The following is a 24,495-nucleotide window of genomic DNA, read 5'->3' on the forward strand; positions in this document are numbered from 1 at the left end:
CAGGTGGACTGGTCGGAGCCACCATTGCCGCCACAGGGCTCATCGGGGCGCTTCTAAGCTGGGCTCCTTCAAGCCTTCAGTGCAGTTATGACTATTGGAAGGCTCAAGCTAAGCCTAGATGAAATGAAGTATCTGTCCTGGAGGCTCAAGGCTCCCATGAGCGAACAAGCCTTTGCTGAACTATGGGGTGAATACAATCAATATGATGCGACGCTAAAAGGCCTGGATACTCAAGTTAATTTTAAGAACAAGAGAGGTTCGGCAGGTGGCCTTGTAGGCCCGGTCCGGTCTATCCCGCAGGCAAGTAGAACAACGCCGCCCAAAGTGAGCACGAGCCCGTCTTCGCCCATAGTGCCCAAAGTGAAGAGCTTTGTGAAAAAGTATTGGGAAGAAAGTCAGAAGATGCGAATCGTGTCGGGTGGAGGAAGTCATTGGAGCAATAATAAGACGAACAAAACAGGTGAGACGGCTTCGGGGAATGGAAAGACAGCAAACAGTGGGGGAGGATCAACCTCTAAACCTGTAGAGAACCCGCCGAAGTCGAAAACAAGTTCGGGTAGTTCACCTTCTTCGAAAAAGAATGAAGGAAATTCAACGACAACGTCGAAATCAAGCACGACACCAAAGACGAATCCAGAAAAAAAAGAAACACCGAATGATGTGAATACGTGGAAGCCGCCAACGAAGAAAAAGGACGAAGGTAAACCGCAAGCCGATACGAAACCGCAGGAGAATCCCAAAACAACCAAACCGAAGGATGATTCGGAAGGCACTGAGGGGACGGGTAAAGGTAACAAACCTAACCTTTATGATAAGGATGGAAATTATACGGGCGGTAGAACTCAGAAGGAGTTGGAAGACTTAGCTCGAGATCCAGCAAGTAATGGGAAAATAGAACCTAAAAATATAAGGGAAAGGGAAGTTGGATTAGCAGTAGAAGAAAGAGGTCAATTAGGAAAGCTAATACGTGATCCTCAAGCAGAAAATGGAGCAGAGTTTAATGATACTTCTTCAGGTTTAAAGTGGGACGTGAAAAGCTTTGAATCATACCCAAGTGGTGACAATGGAGTTCCTATAACAAATCCCAAAAAGGGTGCCTTTACTATCAAACAAGGTATGAAAAAGCTGCAAAAAGAATTTGATAATGGGAACAATGTAATTATTGACACGAGAAAAATGGAGCCTAAGCATGTTGAACAACTCAAGAAAGCAATTGATGAAGAAGGAGTAACAGATAAAATAATATGGTATCCTTGAAGGGGTGGGAAAATGGAAGGAAATCTTAATAGGAAGTTTGATTTGCATAAAAAATGGGTTGAGACAATTGGTAAAGAAGGGGAAATGTTAAAGTTAGATGAAGTGGACTTAAGAAGTTTTGATTTATCCCATATATTGCTTGAACAAGCATATTTAATAGAGTGTACTTTTGATGATCTCAAACTGGAAAATATCGATTTTCACACATCATTATTAGCCTCGTCATCATTTAAAAATGCATATTTAGATAAATGTGATTTTTATAAATCAGATCTAAGATATACAAATTTTTCCGGTTGCGTCGTTAAAAACAGTAGATTTAGTAAAGGTGATTGTTGGGAAGCAATATTTAGAAATGCATATTTAGTAGATTGTAATTTGAATAATGTATCGTTTTACTTAACAGATTTTAGTTGGGCAATACTGGAAAATATAGATATAAGTGTAGCGACGTTTGAAGAAACTTTATTAAGCGGAGTGACTTTGAAAAATATTAAAGGTATAGAAGAAGCTCATATTAAAAGTATTAATATTGGTACGTTGGATAAACCATTTTTGTTGAAATCAGATGAAGCAAAGAAATGGATGTTAGAAAAATGTGAAGTAGGTGGCTAAGAGGATTGGTTGCCAGTGCCGAGTGGAATGGGTAGCAATGCTCAATCTGACTTACCACTTATGAGCCCCATCTAAAGTTTTACTAAATATGTTTGTATGCACTTCATATGTTTTAATTTTATAACCTAAATATCACTTTTCCGTTACATCAAACAGGTTAATTATGGTCAGATACCACCATGATTGACCTGTTTTGTTTTCTTCGCTTTCTTACTGATCATTAATGCGGTTGAATAATGCCATTAAGGTAAGATGCAAAGGTAATATACTATCTAGTTATGACAGTATAACAAGTAAAGAATTAGTTAACCTCACCCTTAAACGTATTACGAAAGAAGAACTGAGTAACTTAGGGGAAAGGGATATTATAAGAATAATTTTCGGAAGGTCATAAAAGCTCACATATCTCGTTCTGTTTAGAAGAATGATGTGAGCTTTTTTGCGCTTTTTTTCAGAAGTTTTGTATTGAATGTAATAAGAAATTAGCATAAAAAGTAATTTCCTTCTGAAAAAACTATCCATTTTCGAAAGTGATTTTAGGTCTAAAGATACTTGTTTCGCAAAGTTTTCTTTAAATAAAAGAGCGGAATCCTGGATTTGTAAAATAAAGTATGTAAATTAGATAATTCGGTCTATTTATATGTAAATTTTTTCGAAGATTATCAGAACATTTCAATCTATTAACATACTCAATTACCCCAATTTACATTCCATACGCTGCGGAATACGATAATCCTAATCTAATAGGAAACCGCAGGAGGTATGAAATGAAACGTAAATCAGCCCGATTGTTATCCGGTTTTATAGCAACAGGAGTCTTGTTGTCTTCTATGTTTTCCATGCCTGCTTATGCAGCGCCTGCCTATGGCGCTCTCCAGCCGAGTGAAAGCGCTAAGTCCATTCTGCAATCTCTAACGAAGGAGGAAAGACAAGCTCTAAACCAGCTTCAAGTGATGGATGGAGAAGTTATTGACGCCAAGGTGAATACTAAAAGTTCAGATTTGGTAAATGTGATTGTCCAATTCAAAAGTGAACCCGCTGCGGTCGCCTTGAAACGGGCTGCTTTGAACAATGAGAAGATGTCCGAGCTTACGGCGACAAGTAAAGTGAAACAAAATCATCAGCAATTCAAGCAATACATGAAGTCTTTGCAACAAAAGAGAGATCTATCTTATGATGCTGCTTCGATCCAAATCACTCAGGAGTATGAAACCGCACTAAATGGTGTTGCTCTAACCATCCCTGGCATAGCCGTAGAGGATTTGATGAAATCTGGTGTAGTAAAAAAAGTGTGGGCTGATCAGGAAGTGGCTCTTGATCTACCAGAGACAGACACACAAAGTCAATTTGCCACGGGAGGTGGAATGCAACCTCGAATGGCTGATAGTGTACCTTATCTTGGCATCGACAAACTTCATGAAGAGGGCATTACAGGGAAAGGAATCAAGGTCGGTGTACTGGACACCGGAATTGATTATAATCATCCGGATCTAACCGGAGCGTATAAAGGGTATCGTGCTCATGCGGGTGAAGATCCAAAACAAGTGGATCCGGCTACAGTTAAAGGTTGGGACTTTATCGATAATGATGCTGACCCGATGGAGACGACCTATGAAGATTGGGAAAATTCGGGCTATAAGGAGCAAGGTGTATTAGCAGAAGCTTATTATACTTCCCATGGAACACACGTATCGGGAACCATCGCTGGCCAAGCCAAAAATGACGTGGGGTATGCTGTAAAAGGTGTTGCTCCAGATGTAGACTTATATGTGTATCGTGTACTTGGCCCTGGTGGAAGTGGTGACATGAGTGGCATTATTGCCGGAATAGACAAAGCCATTGAAGATGAACTTGATGTTATCAATCTATCGTTAGGGGCTGCTACGAATGATCCGCTGGATCCTTCTTCGATTGCACTGAATAATGCGATGCTGCAAGGCGTGGTGAGTATGGTTGCCGCAGGTAATGATGGACCCAATGAAGGTACGTTAGGTACACCAGGAGCGAGCGCACTGGCCATTACGATTGGTGCTTCCGATGTTCCGTTAACTATTCCTACGGCTACTGTGACTTTGGATGTGTATAGCAATTCAGGTGCGGGAGAGACAGAGGAAACACCTGTAATGGAAGAAGAAGCATCTTCTGAGGGTGAGGAAACATCTGTAGAGGAGCAAGAAGAAACACCTGTAGTAGAAGATGAGGCATCCGCAGAGGAAGAAGAAACTCCTGTAGTGGATGAAGAAGCTCGACCAACAGCAGAAGAACCTTCTTTAGCAGATGAAGAAGCTCCACCAGCAGAAGATACACCTGCATTAGAAGAAGAAGTACCAGCAGTAGGAGAAGAAGCGCCAACGAAAGAAGCACCTGCTGCAACTTATACTGAGGAGTTACCTCTGTTTGGTAAAGACTTTACTGATAATCTGACCACCCTTGAAGGCAAAACCTACGAACTTGTTTATGCAGGGCTTGGTAATGCTTTTGATTTTGAAGGTATTGATGTACAAGGCAAAGTGGCCCTTATCTCTCGGGGGGAAATTGCACTCGATGCCAAGATCGTCAACGCAAGAAAAGCAGGGGCGGCAGCAGCAATTATTTATAATAATGTTGAAGGAACAATCCCAAATTATTTGGGTGAAATGAACGGGTATATTCCTACGTTCCAAATGATGAGAGAGCTTGGAGAAAAACTAAAAGAGTTGAACGGCGTGACGGTAACCTTTGGCGCAGCAGGCCAAACCGTTACGGAAGGAAATAAACTGGCCGATTTCAGTTCCCGAGGTCCAGCTTCCGTGAATGATGATATTAAACCCGATATTGTAGCTCCGGGCGTAGCTGTTTTTTCGACCTATCCTGTATTTGTGAATGATCATACGGGTGAGAATTATAACATTGCCTATGCAAGAATTTCGGGTACTTCCATGGCAACCCCGCATATGGCGGGTATTGCTGCACTTTTGCTCCAGGCACATGAAGAATATACACCTTTTGATGTAAAGACTGCTCTAATGAATACAGCTGTCGATCTGAACGGGAATTATTCCGTGTATGAAGTAGGGGCAGGCCGAGTAGATCCTTACCGGGCAGTCCACACATCCATATTTGCCAAAGTTCAGGATAAAACGATTCACTTCTCCAATGACGAATCCATCCTGATTGATGAAATTACAGGTTCCATCGTATTTGATAGTGCATATTTGGAAGAAGACGGCCAGGGAATCGTATCTGACAGCCGGACAGTTAAGGTAGAGAATAAAGGGGACCTTGCCAAGACGTATAACACTTCCATGAAGCTGTTAAACGATATGAACTTAAATGTTCATCTTCCAGAATCCATTACTGTAAGTGGCGGAAGTACGGAAGAGATGACTGTTTCAGTGGATATACCACAGGACACGCCGAGCGGCCGTTATGAAGGATATGTATATCTGGATACGGAAAATGCGGCGGATCATATTCAGATCCCATTCTCCATCCGCATTAGCGAAAAGGGCATTACTTCGGTGGAGATGATTCCGCCATCCGTTACAAACGATACCCCATTCCATCAGTTTCTGAACCGGATGACACTGAGTGCCATTCTTTTGGGCAGTCCCATTGATTCTGTAGATGTATTGCTGAAGGATCGCGAAACTGGCGAGGAAATCGGGTTTGTAGGTACCTTGAATTCGCAGTCCCTGCTACCGGGAGTGGAATATCTGATCCTGAATGTGTTTAGAGGTTATGCATTTCCGATTGAAAACGGGGAGATCTCCAACGTTGCACGATTTGTCCCTGAAGGCAGCTACACACTTGAATTCATCGGGACCGATTCGGACTCCAAGCAGTATTCATACGAAAGATTGGTAGTTGTGGACAATACAGCCCCCGAGATTGATTTGGGTATAGAGCCTGGTGTATACGAACTCAATGATAGTATGCTGACGGAAAGGGAAGGTGGACAGGGCGTCTGGTATGATGGCACAGCTATCGATTCAACAGTCCAAACCTTTGTTGATAATGGGATCACGGATTATGATCAATCTTCCAACCGTGTCATTTTCTACGAGAATGGCAGTCCCTTCTATTCCGGTGATTTGCCTGTTTCCAAAGAAGGAAACATATCATTTGGTATTACCAAAGAAGAATATGACAATGGTTACGAACTTCGACTCTTTGGAATGGATGTGGGTACAGCGGCCAATCCCGTCAAGGATCACCGCTATGGCTTTATTTCCGAAGGCAAACCTTATGTGACCAGCACATATGACAAAGACGAAGTGCGTAAAGGAGATACGATTACCCAGACTATTCAATTGAACAATGTGGAGAAGTTAAACGGTATTTCGTTTACCCTGGAATCGATGTATGACTATAAACAATTTAACCGGATTGAGCCAACGTCTGAGCTGCAGGCATTACTGGATGAGACAGGTGCTGAGGTGAAATTCAGTGATCCTGTAGTGGACCAAAGAGAACTCAGCTTTGAGGCATCCATCTCAGGTGGGTCCTTTGAAGGAATCACAGGGGATCTTGATTTGTTCCAGGTTGTCTTTGATGTACCCAAGGATGAATTCTATTTTAAGAAAAGTGACGTACCATTGCTTGAAGTGAAATACACGACGGTTGGCATGAAAGAGAACGAAGAGAAGTTGACATTAACCGCGTTTAACACAGACAGCTATGAAGTGATCTCCAAATCTTCAAGGACATATGGTTATGTACGTCCCGAAGCTTTTATGGTCAATGGAGAGTATTTGGATTTTGCAAACGACTACTCGAAGATGGGCATTGAAGTTTATGCAGAAACGGCTTCCGGGGAGAGATATGAGGGGACTATACAACGACAGGGTGAGTTCCTCATCGATGGCATTCCGGCAACAGGTGAAACGACGACCATCTACACACGTGTTCGCGGTCATTTACCTTCCAGGCTCGCAGTGGTTCTGAGCAAGACGATTAATGGCGAATATTATGGCATCAATCAACTGAATTCGTCTGACTTTACGTATGCAGGAGATATTAATGGGGATGGAGCCATCGATATCTATGACATGGAGCTTGTAACGAAACATTATCATACTTCGGATGAAATCGCTGATATCGACCAGGATGGTTATGTAGGAGACACGGAAGTCAATTATATTACGAATAACTTTGGAATGACCGCTAACTATTCTACCAAGGAGCCTGTTTTGCAAATTGGTGACAAAGACCTGGGTTACTTCCTCAATAAAATTCAAGAAATGAACAGTGGTGGTTCTGGTAATAACGGTGGCGGTTCGGGAAATGGCGGTGGATCTTCGACATCCCAATCCCCTACACCTGTTCCTGCACCTGTGCCAACGCCACAACCAGAAACTAATCAAAATCAGGTCATAACGAAAAAAGATTTGAATGCTGTGACAAACGGGACCGCAAAAGTGGATATTACAGTGGGTAAGAAGATTGAGCTGCCTGTCAATGCGGGGGATTTGTTAGGTACGAATACACTCACACTATCTCAGCAAGGTGTACTATCACTCACCATTCCATCTAGCGTATTGAAAGAACTGCAAACAAAAGGAGGTCCTGGTGCTGCTGGTGGCAAGATCATTTTGGATGTGAAGAAACAAGATGTACAAGCACCAGAAACGAAACAAGGTCTTACGTGGACACTTGCAGGTACGGCTTACGAATTCGAACTGTACCTTCAGGTTTCGAGTGAGAAGTTATCCTTGTCCACACTCCCGGAAGATATTACGCTGACACTCTTTTACAATAGTGATCTTAATGGTAATCTCATTGGAATGTACAATGAAAACTCAACTAATAATAATTGGGACTATGCCGGTGGGGTTGTAAATACCCAGCAAGGTACCGTCACTTCCAACGTGTCTCATATGGGCACGTATGCACCATGGGTTTACGATAAATCGTTCGTGGACGTGGCTTCAACGCATTGGGCAAGTGAAGCAATCAAGTCTCTTTCGGCGAAACATGTGCTGACGGGTAAAACAGAGACTGCGTTTGATCCACAAGGTCAAACGACTCGTGCCGAATTCTCAGCATTAATCGTAAGAACCCTGGGCTTAGAGGCGAAAGATAACGAATTGCCATTCGGTGATGTGAGTAAGGATGCCTGGTACGCAGATAGCGTGGCTGCTGCATATCAAGCAGGTTTGGTACAGGGAATAGCGAATGATAAGTTTGCTCCGACCCAAACCATTTCTCGTGAAGAGATGGCAGTGCTCATGATGAGAGCATACGAATACCAAACCCAATCAAACCATACCAAGTTGGCTAAAGCCGGTTATACGGATGAAGCAAACATTGCATCTTGGGCAAAAGAAGCTGTCGTTAAAGCTTCCGAGCTCGGTGTAATGAAAGGTTCAACTGGAGGGGGATTTAAACCCAAAAATAGTGCTACTCGTGCCGAAACGGCCCAAACGGTTCACAATTTATTGTCGTTGCTCAAATAAGATATACAAGTATAAGGGGTTCCTCCAGCTTTGGGGGAGCCTCTTATTTTGTTATCATTGGACCTTGTCTTTCTATCCTGAAATTCTCTTCCCAAGTACGCCAGACTCCAATATATAACTGGTAGAGTCCATATTCGATCCCTATAATTAGGGATAATACGATGGATAAAAAGAGGTGTAGTGATGATTGAAGGGAAGATTATTAAATTTTACCGGGAGAAACATAGACGAACTCAAGGAGAACTGGTGAAAGGAATCTGTTCAGTCACACATCTGAGCAAAATTGAGCGGGGAATGACAGAGTATTCACAGGAAATTATGGATATGCTCTGTGAGCGATTGTACATTGATATGGCAAGGGAAGTAACAAGATATCATCAGATGAACAATGTTCTGGATTCATGGCAAGAGGCCATTATTATGCAGAGAACAGCGGAAGCTATTCGTCTCAAAGACAAGTTGGAAGAAGAACCGTTAAAAGGTATACCTGACTTGCGTTTATCTTATGACTTGCTGCAGATCCGATTTTACTTGTTTATGAATGATATGGATGAAGCAGAAAGGCTTATTGCCGAGATGGAAATTCCGGATGAATCGGAGCATTCGTATGAGCATTATTTTTATCACCATGTGATGGGGATTTACTATTTCCTCACAGGGCATTATACGAAATCGATCCAGACCCTGACTTCAATAAATCAATCCAAATATACGAATCATGAATACTTTTATCATTTGTCTCTGGCCTATCACTCGATATATTCGAATATTACGTCTTACTATTACGCTGAGAAAGCTATCCAGCATTTTCGGAAAACTCTCAATATGGTGCGGATCATTGATACCGAAACCATTATGCTGGTTCAGCTCAATTCTCGTGAGTATCATGATTTTTCTGAGACGAAACGCAGATATGAGAATCTCATTCGGATTTGTGAGGATTGTGGTTTTATTGACCGAAAGGCCAAGCTGCTGAACAATCTGGGTTATGAATATAACCGGCGGAAGCAATATGAGGATGCTGCTTACTGGTACAGACAAGCGCTTGATATTATACCGGAGAAACAACCGTTATACCTGATGGTGCTCAATAATTACATAGAAACGTGTAGACTGGGTAAGCTCATTCCTGCAAACACGCTATTGGATATGTCTCTGAAAGCCTTGCACAACTCTAAACTTGTTGCAGACGCAAGTTATATGGAATTGGAACTCCAGTCTGTCATTTTACAAGGGCAGGAGCAAGCGTATTATGAAATGATAGAAGAGCGAATTCTTCCTTATTATCGTGAACTTGGTTCCCAATATCTCGCCGAACGTTATGAAGAGATATTGTTCCAGTACTATATGAAACATGGTGAAAAGGATAAGGCGCTCAGGCTCGCAAAAAATCGTTTTAAATCCCAAGCGACTCTACTTATTTAAGGGTAATAGGAGAGTAAGAGAAGTGTCGACGACATATGGGTGATTTGAAAGGAACACCCTATCTCCGATACAATGTTCTCATAGAGTCTAAGAGAATGGATCAAATACGGAGCAGAAATGGAGAAATACAATATGACTGATTTTATCAACGCTGACGATATTAACGACGTAATTTTGGCTGCGGCGGCTTCAGAGCTGGAGCAGATGGTGGACAAAATTTGTGAACTGATCGGTACGCCTTTGGAACAGACAACAGAGCTGGAGCGTCAGGTGATCGCTGCTTTTGGATTTGGCGCTGTATATGGCATAACCCATCGGGATCAACTTGCGGAGCCACAGGCTCATGCACTGAGCATCCGGATGTTGATCAAGCCGTTTAACTATAGTGAGCAGCAGGCGGTGGATTTTGCCGATGATCTGATCCGGGTGGCTTCCGATCGTGAGGTTCATCCGGTGATGAATACGATTATCCAACGTGGGATTGATGGACACCGCCAATTCAATCAGGAAGACGATGAAGGGTTGGCCCGCAACATTCAGGAGATTTTAGCAGCGGTACAACCAGAAAGAAACTAAGGAGCAGAGCATAATGGATCTGATGAAATTAAGCAAGGAACTTTCCTACGCCTTGCGTCACGCCCCTTGGGAGTATGAGCTGGAGCTGGACGAAGGGGGTTGGGTGGAGATTCCGCAATTGCTGGTGGCTTTACATGAGAGTCCACAGTGGAAGGACGTCACGGAAGCGGATCTGGAGCAGATGATTCAAGCTTCTGAGAAAAAGAGACATGAGATCAATTCTGGCCGCATCCGGGCATTATATGGTCATTCGACTCCGCAAAAGATATCCAAAACACCTGCCGATCCACCGGAGATACTCTATCATGGCACGCCACTGCGGTCGGTTGCTTCCATTATGGAGCAAGGTTTGCAGCCTCGTCAGAGGCAGTATGTTCATCTATCTGCAGATATGGATACCGCCAATCAGGTGGGACGAAGACGTGATGACCAGCCAATAATACTGAAAATTAACGCGGCTCAAGCGGCCAAAGAAGGTATTTTCTTCTATCATGGAAACGAAAATATTTGGCTGGCCGATCACATTCCGGCACGATATATCGAGCAATGATCGATGTAACGTTGATGGAGACTACCGATATCTAAATCGAATGTAAGTCACAATTAAACTAGTTTAGTATAAAGAGTACGTTCAACTGTATCTTTTTATAGATCGCTGTTACACCAAAAGGGACACATCCAACATTCGCTGGTGTGTCCCCTTCTTCTATTTAAACTTACTTGCCCAAAATGGCTTTTACACCCTCACTCAATGGTTGAGCCGGACGGCCAAGCAATTTCTCCAATGTATCGCTCTCTACAGCCAGTGCCCCTTCACGGATAGCACTTTGCATATCAACAAGCATGGAGACTACAAAGTCAGGCAGACCTGCACCTTTCATAATGTCTGCATACGCGGCATCATCCACGTTTTGCACGTTGATATCCTGTCCAAGCACTTCCCCAACGATGGCTGCAAGCTCAGCTTGAGTACGAAGTTTACCAGACAACTCATATACTGAATTTTCATGTCCCTCACCTGTCAGTACTGCAGCGGCAGCATGTGCATAATCACTGCGAGTAGCCCAGCCCACTTGGCTGGCGTTAGTTGCATGCACCCAAGGTGCGCCCTGGGAAGCTGCTTGAACGCTGCCTGCTTCATTTTCCAGGTACCAGTTGTTACGAAGGAAGGAATAAGGAATGCCGGAATCACGGATAGCCTGTTCTGTGGCACGATGTACTTCAGCCAGTGAAAGGGTGTTTTTCTCCGCATTCACAACGCTGGTATAAGCGATGAATCCAACACCTGCTTTCTTGGCAGCGTGCACGGCAGCTTGATGTTGGCGAATACGCGTTTCATTGTCACCGTCTGTGGAGATCAGCAGAAGCCGATCCACGCCTGCAAATGCTTTTTCCAGCGTTTCCGGTTGATCGAAATCACCTTGACGAACGTCCACACCTTGAGTGCGCAATGCTTCCGCTTTCTCCGGGTTGCGTACACTTACAGCGAGCTCCCCAGCAGATACCGTTTGTAACAGTGCCTCTACGACCAGTGAACCCAAATGACCTGTTGCGCCAGTAACTAAAATTTTCATTGTATTTTCCTCCTATAAGGTATATTTTGTGTCGACACAAAAGTGAAATGTCAACTACATGAAAAGATGTAATCGTATGTGTTATAACAGGTGTGATTACAACGAAAGGTTTAAAAAAAGCTCGTAATGAGCTTTTTTATTCAGAGACGTGAACCTGATCCATCATCTGTTGTATCGTTACACGTTTCAAACGCTGCTCCATAGCTAGCTGAGCCTCAATAAGTTCGGCGCGCAAGGTTTGTTCGATCATGCTGCCAACCGGACAATTTGGGTTCGGATGTTTGTGGAAGTTAAACAACTCGCCATCCTCCACAACCTCAAGCGCACGATAGATATCCAAAAGGGTAATGTCCGCGGGGTCCTTCAACAAAGAAGCACCGCCAACCCCGGGTCTGACCTCAATCAGGCCGGCCTGTTTCAGTTTGGACATAATGCGCCGAATAATGACGGGATTGGTATTCACGCTTTTGGCGATAAAATCTCCCGTGCACTCATTGGGCACAACAGCGATCAGAGACAGCGTATGAACCGCAATGGAAAAGCGACTGCTGATTTGTTTCATGGATGATCACCACCGTTGTAACTATAATAGTTACAAATAAACGTGATGTCAATGATAAATTTCGAAGTAGCAGGTGTAATGAATTCTCATTTCGGATATTTTTCAACCTTTAACTGCCCCGGAAGTCAAACCACCCACAATATATTTTTGCCCAATCAGGAACACAATCAACACAGGCAGGGACGTAAGCACGATATCCGCGCTCACCAAGTTCCACTGAGCACTGAATTGTCCGAAGAAGTTATAGACAGCAAGCGTCATCGGCCACATCTCGACGGTATTGAGCATGTAGAGTGGGGCGGTAAACTCATTCCAGACACTCAGGAAATTAAGAACAAATACCGTAACCAGTACAGAGGTTAACAAAGGCACAATAATTCGGAGAAACAGCTTGATCCCGTTGCATCCGTCCATGATCGCTGCTTCGTCCAGTTCTTTTGGAATATTGGATACAAACGCATATGTGATGAATAGCGAAATCGGGATACCCATCGCGGTATAGAGCAGAATCATGCCCACATGCGAGTTAATCATGCCCAGCGACTTCATGACCTCCATTAATGGAATGTAGTTTAAGGGCAGTGTAATGCCCAGAATGAGAAAGAAATATAGGAACTTGCTTAACTTCGAATAATTTCTTGATAACGTGAAGGCAGAGAACGCGACAACAAATACCAGCAGCAGGGAGGAAGCCGTTGAATGCAGCAAACTGTTAAAAAAGGAACCACCCAGGTGCCCCTGCTCATAGACGATTTTATAATTTTCAAAGATGAACTTCTCGGGCAGGGTCAATTTGAGCACTTTGGCTTCGGCATCGGACTTGAATGAATTCAGCACAATGACGGCAAAAGGAATCAGGACCACCAGGCTAAGCAGCCAGGCAAGTACATTTAATCCGATGGAAACCAGCCGTTTTTTCACTCGCATCTAGTATTCCACCTTTCGGTTCATCAAGCGGATGATGAAGAAGGAGATGATCGCCATAATGACAAACAGAATTGTGGATAATGCACTGCCAAGCCCCCAGTACCCTTTAGCAAAAGAGGAATACACCGCTGTGTTAATCACATCTGTTGCGTTGCCCGGTCCACCATTGGTCAGTACATATACCGCATCAAATACCCGCAGCCCATACGTAATATTGAGCACCGTAGCGATGGTGATCGTCGGCATCAGCATCGGAATGGTGATCCGAAACAGCTTCTGCCAGAAGCCGGCACCGTCAATCGATGCCGCTTCATAATAGTCACGAGGAATGGCGAGCAGTCCGGCAATGAACAATACCATAATGTACCCCATGCCTTTCCACGTATCCACTGCCATAATGGATGGCATCGCCCAGGTCAAGGAGCCCAGCCAGTTCTGGGCCAGAACGTCCAGACCCAGCGAACGCAGCGTCACGTTAACGAAGCCGTTGTTGGGGTCGAGCAGGCTTTTGAAGACCAGGCCAACAATCAGGAACGAAAGGACTTGGGGTGAAAATATGATCATCCGGTGCAGATTGGCGGCCTTCACACCGCTGACAAGCAACAGAGCTAGGAATAGGCCCAGAACCGTCTTGGCGATCGAAGTAATCAGGGTGAAAAGGACTGTATTTTTAATAAAAAGTAAATACGTTGGATCACCCGCCAGAATGGTTCGGAAATGCTCCAGACCAATAAAGTTTTTCTCCGAACTGTAGCTGTTCCAATCGGTGAAGGAATAATAGATGCCCAGCAGGGCGGGAGCGACGATGAACAGCAGATACAACACAATCGCTCCGGATGAGAAATACCAGGGATAGATCTTGTTCACATTCATAATCTGTAACACCTGTCCTTCCTGCCAATATGCATGAGTGCATGGCGCCTCACCTCGCTGTATGTAATGGTGGTCAGCTACATGCCTCATGTGTTTACCGCGCTCTTATTGCCACGCATCATCTTTCAGCACTTTGGCTTGTTCAGCCCTGCGTTTATCAATATTTTGCAGAATTTGATCCGGGGTCATCGCTCCAGCGAACATGCCAGAAAGATCCTTGCCGATATCCATCCACTGCGGATCAATATACTTTACAGCGGCCTGCATGACCGTACCTTTCTCATGATTTTTCTCGTAGTCGATATAGTCCTGTGTCAGCTTCGGTTCGATTTCCGGCCAGCATATGGTCAGGTTGCCTTCACCCCCATCGAATACACGCTGCAGATGATCATGCTCCGTAATCCACCGGAAAAACTTTAGTACCTCTTCCGGGTGTTTGCTGTTTTTGTTGCCAAACATCGCAGCCGAACCGCCCGGATTCACACCAATCGTCTGATTATCGCCCCATGGCATCACGAAAAATCCCATATTGTCCTTCATGTCCGGATACGCCTCAGACACTTCCTTTTCGGTGCCCGGAACTCGAAGCAGCATCGCTGCCTTCTCCTGACCAAAGGCTTCAATGCCAGCCTCGACCGTGTTGGACAGAAAATCCTTGCCGAAGTAACCCAGATCCGCGAATTCCTTTAACTGTTCAATGACCGTTTTGAGCTGCGTCAAATCCGCGACTTTCATCTCATTGTTGTTCAACTTCTCGTACGTTCCCGGCGTAGATTGCTCATAGTTTGGACCGGTTTCAAATAAAGGCAGTACCTGATACCATCCGCTGGCAGGCGCTTGATAGAACGGAATGATGTCCTTGTCCTTGATTTTCTGGCTGATGGCCTTGAACTCGGCGTAGGACGTTGGTGGCTGGATGCCGAGCTCTTCAAAGATGCGTTTGTTATAGTACACATACCATATTTTCGATGGTGCAAAAGAAACCCCGTACACCTTATCTTTATAGCTAACCGTTGGTAAAATCTCTTCAGACATGCGTCCTGTAAATTCCTCATTGGTCAGATCAATTGCATTTTCCTCAGGTCTTACGTTAGCAGGCATGCTCAGCGGGTCCACATCCACATTGAAAATATCAGGAGCTTCACCGGAGGCAAGCTTCACCTTAATCAGGTCACGCCACTGAGCGTCAGGGACCACCTGAAAGTCAATTTTCACACCCGTTTCCTGCTCATATTCTTTAGCCATCGTTTGCATAATACCCGTACGTGGAATGCCGCTCTGGCTTGTTCCGAACGTTAGCGTTACCTTCCCTGAACCTTCGGAACTGTCACCGGAGTTGCACCCGGCAAGAAGCAGGCTGGACAGCAGTAGCACGCCTGCGATGGATAATAGAAATCGTTTTCTCATTAATAAACCTCCCATGGAATAAAGAATAATGGCTCTTGCCGAAACGCTTCATGTAAGCGTATTCTTATGTGGATAACTTTACGCGGAACAAAGAATGTGCTCAATAGACAAAAGCGTTCTCTTGGGTGGACATTTTCGAGTAAGTTGCAATACATCATCCGATAACGAGGTGTGAGATGGTTAAGTACCGATTCAGAACGCTTCAGCAAAGCCTGTTTGCCTACTATTCTGCAGTATTTATTGTTTTTTCATTGATTGTGGCCAGCCTCTTGTATGTTTTTCTTGCCAATGACATTCGTAGTCGAAGTGCCGAACAGCAGAAACAGCTGGGGAACTCGATGGTGGGCAACCTGGATCAGGAAATCGTCAAAATGAATAATTTCTCCATGAACATCGTATATTCCAATCTGGTCAAGGAGCACTTCAGTCACTATTTATCTCCAGCGGAGGACAATGAACAGACGCTGACAAGTGACCCGGCGTTTTACAAGGATACAACAACGCTGATTGATGTCATTCTGGCGATCATTAGCAGCTCCAACACAGCCAAACAAGCCAATATTTATGATGTAAACGGTAAAATGCTGGGTGCCGGTGCGTTCAATGGCCAGCTGTCCGTAGATCTGACCCAAAGACCGTGGTACGAGGAAACGTGGGCGCGCAATGGCTGGCGTGTCATAAGTTTACTGGATGGTGGGGCTTTACCGATGCCAACAGGGCAGGGGGAATCAGACAAACCATATCTTTCTCTTACCCGGGTGTATAAGGATGGAAATTATGTCTCGCAAGGTGTAGTCGAAATCTTGCAGGATGCTGGAACCGTGTTCCAGCATTTGAATGATGTGCAAGCGGGGAACGAAGATCTGAGCTTCTATGTATTGAATGAACGTAATGAGCTTTTATATCCTTTATTGTCCAATGAAAACCCGTTAAACGCACTCCATTCTGACGTTGTTAACTTGATTCGTAACGACCGCTATCCACCAGGAACGATGCAAGAAGTGGTAGATCCCAAAGGGAATTCAAAGCAAATGATGACCTACACGACCTCGCAGGAGACCGGATGGACGGTTATCGTGATGCAGTCCAAACAATCCCTGTTTGCGAATCTGAATCGCATGGCTTTTCTGTTTATGGGGGCAACTTTAGCTACCTTGATTCTTATTCTGCTCCTCTCATACCTGATCTCCAAACGAGTGACTTTGCCGCTTCATCGTTTGCAGCGCATAATTCAGAAAACTGGCGTCCACGATCTGAGCACGGGTCAGGACTCTGGCCAGTTATTCAAGTTGGAATATCCGGGTTCCATCCGTGAGATGGATGAGTTGAATGATACGTTTATCCAATTGAATCAACAGCTTGTGCAGTCCTTTCAAGACATGCTGGCGATTAAATCTCAGGAAACGGATGCGAGGTTGCTGGCGTTGCAGTCCCAGATGAACCCTCACTTTCTGTATAACAACATTACGAACATCAGCATCATGGCGGAGGAGGGCATGAATGAACAGATCGTTGCGTTCTGTGGTCACATCGCATCCATGCTGCGTTACATCTCGGCTCCGAACAAAAGCGGTGTTCCACTGGAAAGAGAAATCGACTACTGTGAGCGATATTTGGAGTGTATGAAAATTCGGTTCGAAGATGATCTGCTTTATGAATTCCATGTTCCGGACTCGATGAAAAATCTTCAGGTGCCCATGCTGCTGATTCAGCCTTTGCTGGAAAATGTCATGAAATATGGACTGCGTGATACACCACCCTGGAAGCTGCGTATCATTGGAGAGCTGGATACCTTACAGGAAACCTGGCTAATGACCGTCGAAGATAACGGACCTGGCATGGAACCCGAGGCGCTCAAGCTCATCCAGCAGTACATACAACAATCACAGGAATGGGAGCGTATGCCTGAACTTGAGATCAACGGGATGGGATTGAAAAACATCTGGATCAGGCTCAAATTATGGTATGGTTCCGCGGCACATATGCATATTTCAAATAAACCTTCTGGCGGCGTCAGCATTACGATTGGCGGTTCCATTCGAAAGGAGCACAGTTAAAACTCATGGTGATGACATATAGAACCATTATTGTGGAAGATGAGGCGTTAATTCGTCGCAACGTATCCCGGAAATTCAGCGAGTTGGGCACACGGTTCGAGGTTATCGGTGAGGCTAGGAATGGGCAGGAAGCATTGGAACTGATTGAACATACGGTGCCGGATCTGGTCGTTACCGATATTCAGATGCCCGTCATGAATGGGCTGGAACTGGCGAAACATCTGTATTTTGCTTATCCGCATGTCAAGATCGTGATCCTGAGCGGCCATCATGAGTTTGAGTTTGCACGTCAGGCGATCAGTTACAAAGTGGAGGATTATCTGCTTAAACCCCTCACGGAAGAACAGCTTCGGTCACTGTTGGATGCGATGGAATTAAAGCTGGGCAGTGCAGAGGACTCGCTGGCACATGTCAGTGCAATGCTGGATGAACAGGTGAAGCCGGAGGATATTGCAGAGGCCGTCAAGTTGTATTTGAAACAGAACTATATGCATGAAATTACGTTACAGGACATGGCAGGACAGATGCATTTTAGTGTGGATTACCTGGGGAAGTGTTTCAAAAAGGTGACAGGTGAAACCCCGCTCAAATACATGACAGGGCTTCGAATCAACGAAGCAAAACGCATGCTCGCGGCCTTTGAAGATATGGATATCAAGACGGTGGGTAAAGCGGTGGGGTATAGTGATTCTCATTATTTTAGCCGTATTTTCAAAAACAAGACAGGACTGTATCCCAGCGAGTATCGCCAAAGGTTACAATAACGCAAAAAAGCCCTGTCCATGGCTCTTGAAGAACCACGATGACCGGAGCTGATTATTGTGACAAAGCATCTTCCGTGATTTGGCGGATATCAAATGGGGAACGGTTGCCTTCCTCAATGATGTCGGGGAGAATCTGCTCGAGGAAATAGTGTACACAGTGGAGGTCAATATTTTTGATTTTGATCAGGGCATATCGGTACATCACGATAAATTCCTTTTCTGTATTGCCACGCTGCAGTTCAGCAAACGCTTCGTACACCTGATCCATTTTGTCGGCCACTTCAAGAATAAGTCCTTCGACAGAGTTATCTTTGCCTTCACGCAGCTGTCTGCGGAAAATCGGCTGCAATTCTTCAGGTATATTTTCGTTAATAAAATGCTCAACCATGCCTTCTTCTACCTGCTGCAGCATCGAACGAAGCTCCAGTGAATAATGTTTAACCGGCGTTTTGATGTCACCGATGAAGATTTCGCCATAATCATGACTGCTGGTGATCTCATAAAGCTTCTTCCAATCGATGGCGACCCCATGCTGTTCCTCAATATCGGCGAGTGTTTTGGCATACTGCACGACTTTCCAGGAGTGGGCAGATACGCTGTGCTCCTCGAACTTGAATTTTCCCGGGGTACGAATAATGCGTTCGAGATCGTTGAGTGATCTAAAGTACGTATGAATTCCCATATAAGTAATCATCCTTTGTTGGTTGGGTATGAACCGACTATATACCAGTGATGTTAACACAGGATTAACGCCGTATGAGGCAAAGGTAAAATCAGTTCGCATATTAGTCTGCCCATAGATCCGATCGTAATTACACGGCATGGAGTAAGTAAATTAAGAAATGCGAACTATTGTTCTTATATTGTTTTCGTTGTAAAATCTGGAGTGGGCAGTTTATGTTCCCTATTTCTTCGAAAGGAAGTTTTGGCACCATGATGGGAAGATCCCACCTGATTATCGGGACCACTGTATCCCTCTCTGTTCTGCAATTGGCCGGCATTCCCGTGACTGCACCGGCGGTTACCGTGGCCCTGATCGGTTCGCTGCTGCCAGACATTGACGAGCCCAATTCGCTATTGGTATCCAAGGCGTTGCCGAACAGCCTCATTCGGCTGTTACAGACAATCCTGCTGCCAGTCGCCGTATTTGTGTACTTCTATGTACAGGCAAAACCATGGAATCTGCTGCTCGCCATTTTGATTGCGATGGTATCTTTCCTGCCGTCACGTTCCCTACGCAAAGTGCTGATGTTTGCGATCGGATTGGGACTTGTATTTTATGGGCATGCCTTCGCACCATGGAATCTGATCGCGGGCAGTCTGTTAATGCTGTGTACCACGTTAACCCACAGGGGATTGACACACACATTATATGGAACCGCCGTATGGACTGGGTTGCTCTACAGTACAACTCATTTGCAGGGGCCAGAGATTTGGGTAGCCGGAGGTACAGCCTATGTCATGCATCTATTGGCAGATTCGTTGACGAATCGCGGCATTCGTCCACTGCCACCACTCAAGTGGCGTATAAGGATCAATCTTATGAGTACGGGCACGAAACATGGAGCCGTTGTGGAAAATGTGTGCATTGTGCTGGCTCTCATTTTGGCCTGGATTGCGTTCTCCCCTTTATTTCTGTGATATCTCAAAAATACCAGTCCTGCAATAGGACTGGTATTTCTTTGGTTCATATGCATGGCTGTAATCAAAATGGAGAGGTTCATGTGGTTGTGGGTGTACTCGACAAACCTTCAATATCTGTTGAACCAAATACAAACAGCATTACAAGGATAACTACAATGATCAGTTCGGCAAAGCCGGTTCCGTCAAAGTCAGACATCATATCAACCTCATTTCATAATATCTAGGAATTCATTCTTTTCTGGAAAGCTTGCATCACGTCATCCAAAGTCATATCTCCATTCTGGTTCATGAAATCGACCAGCTTATCCGTGTTAGTTGATGTTATATTTTGCAGCGTTTTATATTTTCCGGTCAACTCGACCACCAATGTTGCTTCTCTAAACAACGTAACGGCATCCACTCTTAATTTCCCGCTCACCAGCAAGGCTGCGACGATAATTTCCAGGTTCTTTCCTTTAAGGTTGCCATTGAGAAGGGTGTTGGCAGCATTTGTTTTGGTGGAACCTTTATTCGATTTTCCATTCCTTCTCATTGCCATAATAGGTCCCCCGTTGTTTTATGTTTAGTTCTTCTACCGTTGTTATATCTTATGATTCTTTTCTATATATGTTCTAGCTATTAAACTAGTTGAACAAAAAAAGAGATACCCTGATGTATCAGGATATCTCTTAAATTCATATATTCATTTCAATGAAGGTTAAGCAATGAAGTGCATGTAGCAAGCTTTACCCCTAGAATCCACAATTACGTGTTTTCGATAATCGTATTCAGTGTTGTCTGATCCAGACCCTTCACCAGCTTCACGAGCAACTCTTTAGCCGCATCATAGTCATCCGTGTGAATAATGGAAGAAGAGGTATGAATGTAGCGTGCGCAGATGCCAATTACCGTTGAAGGCACACCGATACCGCTCAAATGAACCGCTCCGGCATCCGTACCACCAGGAGAGATAAAATATTGCATTTTGATCTGATTCGTTGATGCTGTGTCCTGAACATATTCAACAATACCGCGATGGGTGAACATGCCCGGGTCGAAGATACGCAGCAAAGCGCCTTGTCCAATATGTCCGAAGGACTGTTTGTCTCCTGTCATATCATTCGCAGCACTGCAGTCCAGTGCAAAGAAAATATCCGGTTCAATCAGATTGGCAGCCGTGCGTGCACCGCGAAGTCCCAATTCCTCTTGAACAGTTGCACCGCAGTAGAGGGTATTTGGCAATTTTTCCTTATGCAATGCTTCGACCAGCTCCAGTGCAAGTCCTACGCCGTAACGGTTATCCCATGCCTTTGCCATAATTTTCTTCGGATTGGCCATCGGTGTGAATTCACAGATCGGAACGATCTGCATGCCCGGATGAATGCCCCAAGACTCTGCTTCTGCACGGTTATCTGCACCAATATCCAGGTACATATGGTTAAGATCAACCGGTTTATTACGCTGGGATTCATCGAGTAGATGAGTAGGTGTTGAACCGACAACTCCTGTAATCCGGCGATCCGGAGTGATGAGCTCCAAACGTTGAGACAGCACAGCCTGACTCCACCATCCACCGAGTGGGCGGAATTTGATCATGCCTGTTTCCGTAATGCCTGTGGTCATGAAGCCAACTTCGTCGAAGTGACCTGCAACCATAACTTTGGGTCCGGACGCCTCTCCTCGTAATACGCCAAAAAGGCTACCCAGGCGATCCTGGACAAATTCTTTCGTATAAGGAGACATTTGTTCCTTCATCCATCCGCGAAGCTCGCGTTCAAACCCGGAAACGGAAGGGAATTCCGTTAACGTGCGAAACATTTCCAACGTTTTTTGATTCATGTGTCGACAACTCCTCTGCTTGTATGTAGATCAGGTCTCAGCAGAACGGCTGCCGGACTGTTGTCCTTCGGAAGAGAAGAACCTTTTATTTAACCACTGGTCACACTACAGTATGAACCTTGCGCAAGTAATTGTCCATGGTTATGTCACGTATCTCAGGCATGAATGGTTGCTCCTTTGACGATGCATCGGGCCATTAAATCCGCACCAAACACAGTCGCAAAGCAGCTGCATTGAATATGCATATAGTGAGGAACCGTTTTGCTTAACCAGTGTTCCATAAGGTATTCAATAAGCCACTAATTTCATTTGCCTGACAACAGGAAGGAGCTGGGACAATAGATGACGCCACCCGATGAAGGCAATGAAACCATCCTTTGTATCGTCCTTTTTATTTTGCTCGTGATCATTCTGCTTTATTTATAAATTTCATCAGACCCTCTGATCCGGCGCTGAGCGACTCATCTGATTCGGCTGCTTCATCGTGCTGGAAACAAATGCTGTCTTTCGCCGGGTACATAACTTTCCCAACCTTAACAAACACTGAATACAGGATTACGCACAGTATATGCAGTCATGCAGTTACATCTGTTGACTCATTTTCATTTCAAGGGAGGTTCTGTATCTTGCCAGCTCAAACGAAGGGTAATGGAAAAAAATCATCGTCATCCCTGTCCATCAGTGAACAGGAATATAAAAAAGTCGCCAAAAAACATGAGCCTGCCCGTCCAATTTGGGCGAACTGCATAAAAGCATTTTTCGTCGGCGGATTCATCTGCGTCATTGGACAGGCTATCCAGGAAGCGTTTATGGCCGGGTTTGACATGACTTCGAAGGAAGCAGCGAGTCCAACCGTTGCGGTCATGATCCTCATTTCAGTCATCCTGACTTGCCTTGGTGTCTACGATAAAATGGCGCAATGGGCTGGTGCCGGGACGGCTGTTCCTGTTACCGGGTTTGCCAACTCCATGTGTTCGGCAGCACTGGAGCATCGTGCAGAGGGACTGGTGCTGGGTGTAGGTGCGAACATGTTCAAACTGGCTGGTTCGGTCATCGTGTTTGGTGTAGTTGCCGCCTTTGTCGTGGGGATTGTATACGCCTTTCTTGGCTTCGGAGGTGGACATCTATGAAGCGCCTGGGACAACAAACCTGGCTATTTGAGAACCGTCCACGCATTATCGGCAGGTCAGCAGTCGTAGGGCCCGATGAAGGCCAAGGGCCTCTGGCATCTGATTTCGATTATATATATGACAATTTGGAGATTGGGGAGAAGACCTGGGAAAAGGCAGAGCGCAAGCTTCTTGAACAGGCCTCTCAAATGGCGTTGATCAATGCCAATATTACGAAGGAAGAGCTTCAGTTCTTTGTTGGCGGGGATCTGATGAACCAGATTATCAGCAGTTCCTTTTCTGCCCGCAAGTTGGGTGTACCCTATCTGGGGGTATTTGGTGCCTGTTCAACCTCAATGGAGACGTTGGCTCTGGCCTCGCTCATCGTGGATTCGGGCGCAGGGGATTATGTACTCGCGGGTACGGTAAGTCACAATTGTACGGTGGAAAAGCAATTTCGCTACCCAACAGAGTATGGTTCCCAGAAGCCGCCATATGCCCAGTATACCGTTACGGGTTCGGGGTGTAGTGTGATATCCCGTACAGGTCAGGGTCCGGTAGTCACCAAAGCGACCATTGGCCGAATTATGGATATGGGCATCAAAGATCCGTTTAACATGGGGGCTGCAATGGCTCCTGCGGCAGCGGATACCATTGTTTCGCATTTCCGGGATACAGGCCTGGAACCCGGTTATTATGATCTGATCGTTACAGGTGATTTGGCTTCGGTTGGGTTGCCCATCGTTAAGGAGCTTTTGCATAAAGAGGGTATTCCGATGGAACAAACGGTTTTCAATGATTGTGGCTTGATGATCTATAACCTGGAAAAGCAGCCGCAGGTTGTGGCTGGAGGCAGCGGCTGCGGATGTTCAGCGACCGTAACCTACGGTCATATTATGAACCGGATGCAAAAGGGTGAGCTCAATAAGGTATTGGTGGTCGCTACCGGTGCATTGTTGTCTCCACTTTCATACCAGCAGGGTGAGAGCATTCCTTGTATTGCACATGCCGTAGCCATAGAAAAGGAGGGATAAAGGATGCAGTTTTTATGGGCATTTATTGTTGGCGGGTTGATATGTGTTGTGGGACAGCTTCTGATGGATGGTGTCAAGCTGACTCCTGCCCATACGATGAGTACACTTGTAGTGGCCGGTGCGGTTGCGGATGCGTTCGGGCTGTATGATCCACTCGTCAAATTCGCCGGGGCGGGAGCATCCATTCCCATTACCAGCTTTGGTAACTCCCTCGTGCACGGGGCTTTGACGGAGCTGGAGAAAGAGGGATGGATCGGTGTCATTACGGGGATATTCGATTTGACCGCGGCGGGTATTTCCTCAGCGATTATCTTTTCTTTTCTCGCGGCATTGGTGGTTCGGCCCAAAGGATAACAGAGCATGGCAGACCTAGCCATATATATGGTTTCAACGGAGGCTTCGGATAACTTCTATCC

At 45.2% G+C, this 24,495-nt stretch carries 21 protein-coding genes; 12 read left to right on the forward strand and 9 right to left on the reverse strand.

Going from position 1 to position 24,495, the window contains the following annotated elements; genetic code table 11:
- The first annotated feature begins 156 nt into the window (after positions 1–156).
- The 6 genes from HW560_RS14610 to HW560_RS14635 all read left to right on the forward strand — a co-directional run bounded on the left by HW560_RS14610 (position 157) and on the right by HW560_RS14635 (position 10,860).
- Positions 157–1,257, forward strand: a complete 1,101-nt coding sequence (locus HW560_RS14610) for a hypothetical protein (RefSeq protein WP_179263680.1) — start codon at positions 157–159, stop codon at positions 1,255–1,257.
- A gap of 12 nt (positions 1,258–1,269) precedes the next feature.
- Positions 1,270–1,872 (forward strand): pentapeptide repeat-containing protein, encoded by a 603-nt coding sequence (locus HW560_RS14615; protein WP_179263682.1) that lies wholly within the window; start codon positions 1,270–1,272, stop codon positions 1,870–1,872.
- Between the two features lie 767 nt (positions 1,873–2,639).
- On the forward strand, positions 2,640–8,309 hold the full coding sequence (locus HW560_RS34235; protein ID WP_179263684.1) for a S8 family serine peptidase: 5,670 nt from the start codon (positions 2,640–2,642) through the stop codon (positions 8,307–8,309).
- Between the two features lie 183 nt (positions 8,310–8,492).
- Positions 8,493–9,734, forward strand: coding sequence for a transcriptional regulator (locus HW560_RS14625; protein ID WP_179263687.1), 1,242 nt, complete (start codon positions 8,493–8,495; stop codon positions 9,732–9,734).
- Between the two features lie 132 nt (positions 9,735–9,866).
- Positions 9,867–10,310 carry an Imm48 family immunity protein gene (gene imm48, locus HW560_RS14630; protein WP_179263689.1) on the forward strand — a complete coding sequence of 148 codons (444 nt, stop codon included), beginning with the start codon at positions 9,867–9,869 and terminating at the stop codon, positions 10,308–10,310.
- Positions 10,311–10,323: 13 nt separating this feature from the next.
- The gene (locus HW560_RS14635) at positions 10,324–10,860 is read left to right on the forward strand and encodes an RNA 2'-phosphotransferase (RefSeq protein ID WP_090901767.1); all 537 of its coding nucleotides are present in this window, start codon (positions 10,324–10,326) and stop codon (positions 10,858–10,860) included.
- 166 nt (positions 10,861–11,026) lie between these two features.
- Here HW560_RS14635 and HW560_RS14640 read toward each other — a convergent pair whose 3' ends face one another.
- The 5 genes from HW560_RS14640 to HW560_RS14660 form a co-directional block, all read right to left on the reverse strand.
- A complete protein-coding gene (locus tag HW560_RS14640) occupies positions 11,027–11,884 on the reverse strand; it encodes an SDR family oxidoreductase (protein ID WP_090901764.1) in 858 nt (285 codons plus the stop codon).
- Positions 11,885–12,020: 136 nt separating this feature from the next.
- On the reverse strand, positions 12,021–12,446 hold the full coding sequence (locus tag HW560_RS14645; RefSeq protein ID WP_090901761.1) for an Rrf2 family transcriptional regulator: 426 nt from the start codon (positions 12,444–12,446) through the stop codon (positions 12,021–12,023).
- 102 nt (positions 12,447–12,548) lie between these two features.
- A complete protein-coding gene (locus HW560_RS14650) occupies positions 12,549–13,373 on the reverse strand; it encodes a carbohydrate ABC transporter permease (protein ID WP_179263691.1) in 825 nt (274 codons plus the stop codon).
- Positions 13,374–14,246 (reverse strand): carbohydrate ABC transporter permease, encoded by an 873-nt coding sequence (locus tag HW560_RS14655; RefSeq protein WP_072734531.1) that lies wholly within the window; start codon positions 14,244–14,246, stop codon positions 13,374–13,376.
- Between the two features lie 105 nt (positions 14,247–14,351).
- Positions 14,352–15,653 (reverse strand): ABC transporter substrate-binding protein, encoded by a 1,302-nt coding sequence (locus tag HW560_RS14660; RefSeq protein ID WP_090901757.1) that lies wholly within the window; start codon positions 15,651–15,653, stop codon positions 14,352–14,354.
- Between the two features lie 176 nt (positions 15,654–15,829).
- Here HW560_RS14660 and HW560_RS14665 point away from each other — a divergent pair, with 176 nt between their 5' ends.
- Both HW560_RS14665 and HW560_RS14670 read left to right on the forward strand, forming a co-directional pair.
- A complete protein-coding gene (locus HW560_RS14665) occupies positions 15,830–17,710 on the forward strand; it encodes a cache domain-containing sensor histidine kinase (RefSeq protein ID WP_179263693.1) in 1,881 nt (626 codons plus the stop codon).
- Positions 17,711–17,715: 5 nt separating this feature from the next.
- Entirely contained in the window at positions 17,716–18,474 is a 759-nt protein-coding gene (locus tag HW560_RS14670; RefSeq protein ID WP_072734528.1) for a response regulator transcription factor, read from the forward strand.
- Positions 18,475–18,526: 52 nt separating this feature from the next.
- Here the strand turns inward: HW560_RS14670 and HW560_RS14675 are convergent, their stop codons facing one another.
- Positions 18,527–19,156: a YfbR-like 5'-deoxynucleotidase gene (locus tag HW560_RS14675; RefSeq protein WP_090901751.1), complete on the reverse strand. Its 630-nt coding sequence runs from the start codon at positions 19,154–19,156 to the stop codon at positions 18,527–18,529.
- A 251-nt stretch (positions 19,157–19,407) separates the two neighbouring features.
- Between HW560_RS14675 and HW560_RS14680 the strand changes: the two genes are divergently transcribed.
- Complete coding sequence (locus HW560_RS14680) at positions 19,408–20,115, forward strand: metal-dependent hydrolase (protein ID WP_090902606.1); 708 nt, start codon at positions 19,408–19,410, stop codon at positions 20,113–20,115.
- A gap of 79 nt (positions 20,116–20,194) precedes the next feature.
- Here HW560_RS14680 and HW560_RS33850 read toward each other — a convergent pair whose 3' ends face one another.
- The 3 genes from HW560_RS33850 to HW560_RS14690 form a co-directional block, all read right to left on the reverse strand.
- The gene (locus HW560_RS33850) at positions 20,195–20,317 is read right to left on the reverse strand and encodes a hypothetical protein (RefSeq protein ID WP_256222184.1); all 123 of its coding nucleotides are present in this window, start codon (positions 20,315–20,317) and stop codon (positions 20,195–20,197) included.
- A gap of 21 nt (positions 20,318–20,338) precedes the next feature.
- On the reverse strand, positions 20,339–20,656 hold the full coding sequence (locus tag HW560_RS14685; protein ID WP_090901747.1) for a hypothetical protein: 318 nt from the start codon (positions 20,654–20,656) through the stop codon (positions 20,339–20,341).
- Between the two features lie 206 nt (positions 20,657–20,862).
- Complete coding sequence (locus tag HW560_RS14690; protein ID WP_090901744.1) at positions 20,863–21,936, reverse strand: M42 family metallopeptidase; 1,074 nt, start codon at positions 21,934–21,936, stop codon at positions 20,863–20,865.
- 626 nt (positions 21,937–22,562) lie between these two features.
- Here HW560_RS14690 and spoVAC point away from each other — a divergent pair.
- Genes spoVAC through spoVAE form a run of 3 tightly spaced genes read left to right on the forward strand, consistent with a single transcriptional unit; the run spans position 22,563 to position 24,433 of the window.
- On the forward strand, positions 22,563–23,066 hold the full coding sequence (gene spoVAC / locus HW560_RS14695) for a stage V sporulation protein AC (protein ID WP_244192762.1): 504 nt from the start codon (positions 22,563–22,565) through the stop codon (positions 23,064–23,066).
- On the forward strand, positions 23,063–24,079 hold the full coding sequence (gene spoVAD, locus HW560_RS14700) for a stage V sporulation protein AD (protein ID WP_090901741.1): 1,017 nt from the start codon (positions 23,063–23,065) through the stop codon (positions 24,077–24,079). The genes spoVAC and spoVAD overlap by 4 nt, the downstream gene beginning before the upstream one ends.
- Positions 24,080–24,082: 3 nt before the next feature.
- Positions 24,083–24,433 (forward strand): stage V sporulation protein AE, encoded by a 351-nt coding sequence (gene spoVAE / locus HW560_RS14705; protein WP_053781314.1) that lies wholly within the window; start codon positions 24,083–24,085, stop codon positions 24,431–24,433.
- Positions 24,434–24,495: the final 62 nt, after the last annotated feature.

The sequence above is a fragment of the Paenibacillus sp. E222 genome, assembly GCF_013401555.1.
Taxonomy (GTDB): Bacteria; Bacillota; Bacilli; order Paenibacillales; family Paenibacillaceae; genus Paenibacillus.

Bases quoted from the DNA above. Each gene is read 5' to 3' on its own strand.
- HW560_RS14680 (WP_090902606.1), top strand. From the start codon at position 19,408: ATGATGGGAAGATCCCACCTGATTATCGGGACCACTGTATCCCTCTCT.
- HW560_RS14690 (WP_090901744.1), bottom strand. From the start codon at position 21,936: ATGAATCAAAAAACGTTGGAAATGTTTCGCACGTTAACGGAATTCCCT.
- spoVAD (WP_090901741.1), top strand. From the start codon at position 23,063: ATGAAGCGCCTGGGACAACAAACCTGGCTATTTGAGAACCGTCCACGC.
- HW560_RS14615 (WP_179263682.1), top strand. From the start codon at position 1,270: ATGGAAGGAAATCTTAATAGGAAGTTTGATTTGCATAAAAAATGGGTT.
- HW560_RS14625 (WP_179263687.1), top strand. From the start codon at position 8,493: ATGATTGAAGGGAAGATTATTAAATTTTACCGGGAGAAACATAGACGA.
- HW560_RS14635 (WP_090901767.1), top strand. From the start codon at position 10,324: ATGGATCTGATGAAATTAAGCAAGGAACTTTCCTACGCCTTGCGTCAC.
- HW560_RS14655 (WP_072734531.1), bottom strand. From the start codon at position 14,246: ATGAATGTGAACAAGATCTATCCCTGGTATTTCTCATCCGGAGCGATT.
- HW560_RS14645 (WP_090901761.1), bottom strand. From the start codon at position 12,446: ATGAAACAAATCAGCAGTCGCTTTTCCATTGCGGTTCATACGCTGTCT.
- HW560_RS14610 (WP_179263680.1), top strand. From the start codon at position 157: ATGAGCGAACAAGCCTTTGCTGAACTATGGGGTGAATACAATCAATAT.
- HW560_RS34235 (WP_179263684.1), top strand. From the start codon at position 2,640: ATGAAACGTAAATCAGCCCGATTGTTATCCGGTTTTATAGCAACAGGA.
- HW560_RS14640 (WP_090901764.1), bottom strand. From the start codon at position 11,884: ATGAAAATTTTAGTTACTGGCGCAACAGGTCATTTGGGTTCACTGGTC.
- HW560_RS33850 (WP_256222184.1), bottom strand. From the start codon at position 20,317: ATGATGTCTGACTTTGACGGAACCGGCTTTGCCGAACTGATCATTGTA.
- imm48 (WP_179263689.1), top strand. From the start codon at position 9,867: ATGACTGATTTTATCAACGCTGACGATATTAACGACGTAATTTTGGCT.
- HW560_RS14675 (WP_090901751.1), bottom strand. From the start codon at position 19,156: ATGGGAATTCATACGTACTTTAGATCACTCAACGATCTCGAACGCATT.
- HW560_RS14665 (WP_179263693.1), top strand. From the start codon at position 15,830: ATGGTTAAGTACCGATTCAGAACGCTTCAGCAAAGCCTGTTTGCCTAC.
- HW560_RS14660 (WP_090901757.1), bottom strand. From the start codon at position 15,653: ATGAGAAAACGATTTCTATTATCCATCGCAGGCGTGCTACTGCTGTCC.
- HW560_RS14670 (WP_072734528.1), top strand. From the start codon at position 17,716: ATGGTGATGACATATAGAACCATTATTGTGGAAGATGAGGCGTTAATT.
- spoVAE (WP_053781314.1), top strand. From the start codon at position 24,083: ATGCAGTTTTTATGGGCATTTATTGTTGGCGGGTTGATATGTGTTGTG.
- HW560_RS14650 (WP_179263691.1), bottom strand. From the start codon at position 13,373: ATGCGAGTGAAAAAACGGCTGGTTTCCATCGGATTAAATGTACTTGCC.
- HW560_RS14685 (WP_090901747.1), bottom strand. From the start codon at position 20,656: ATGGCAATGAGAAGGAATGGAAAATCGAATAAAGGTTCCACCAAAACA.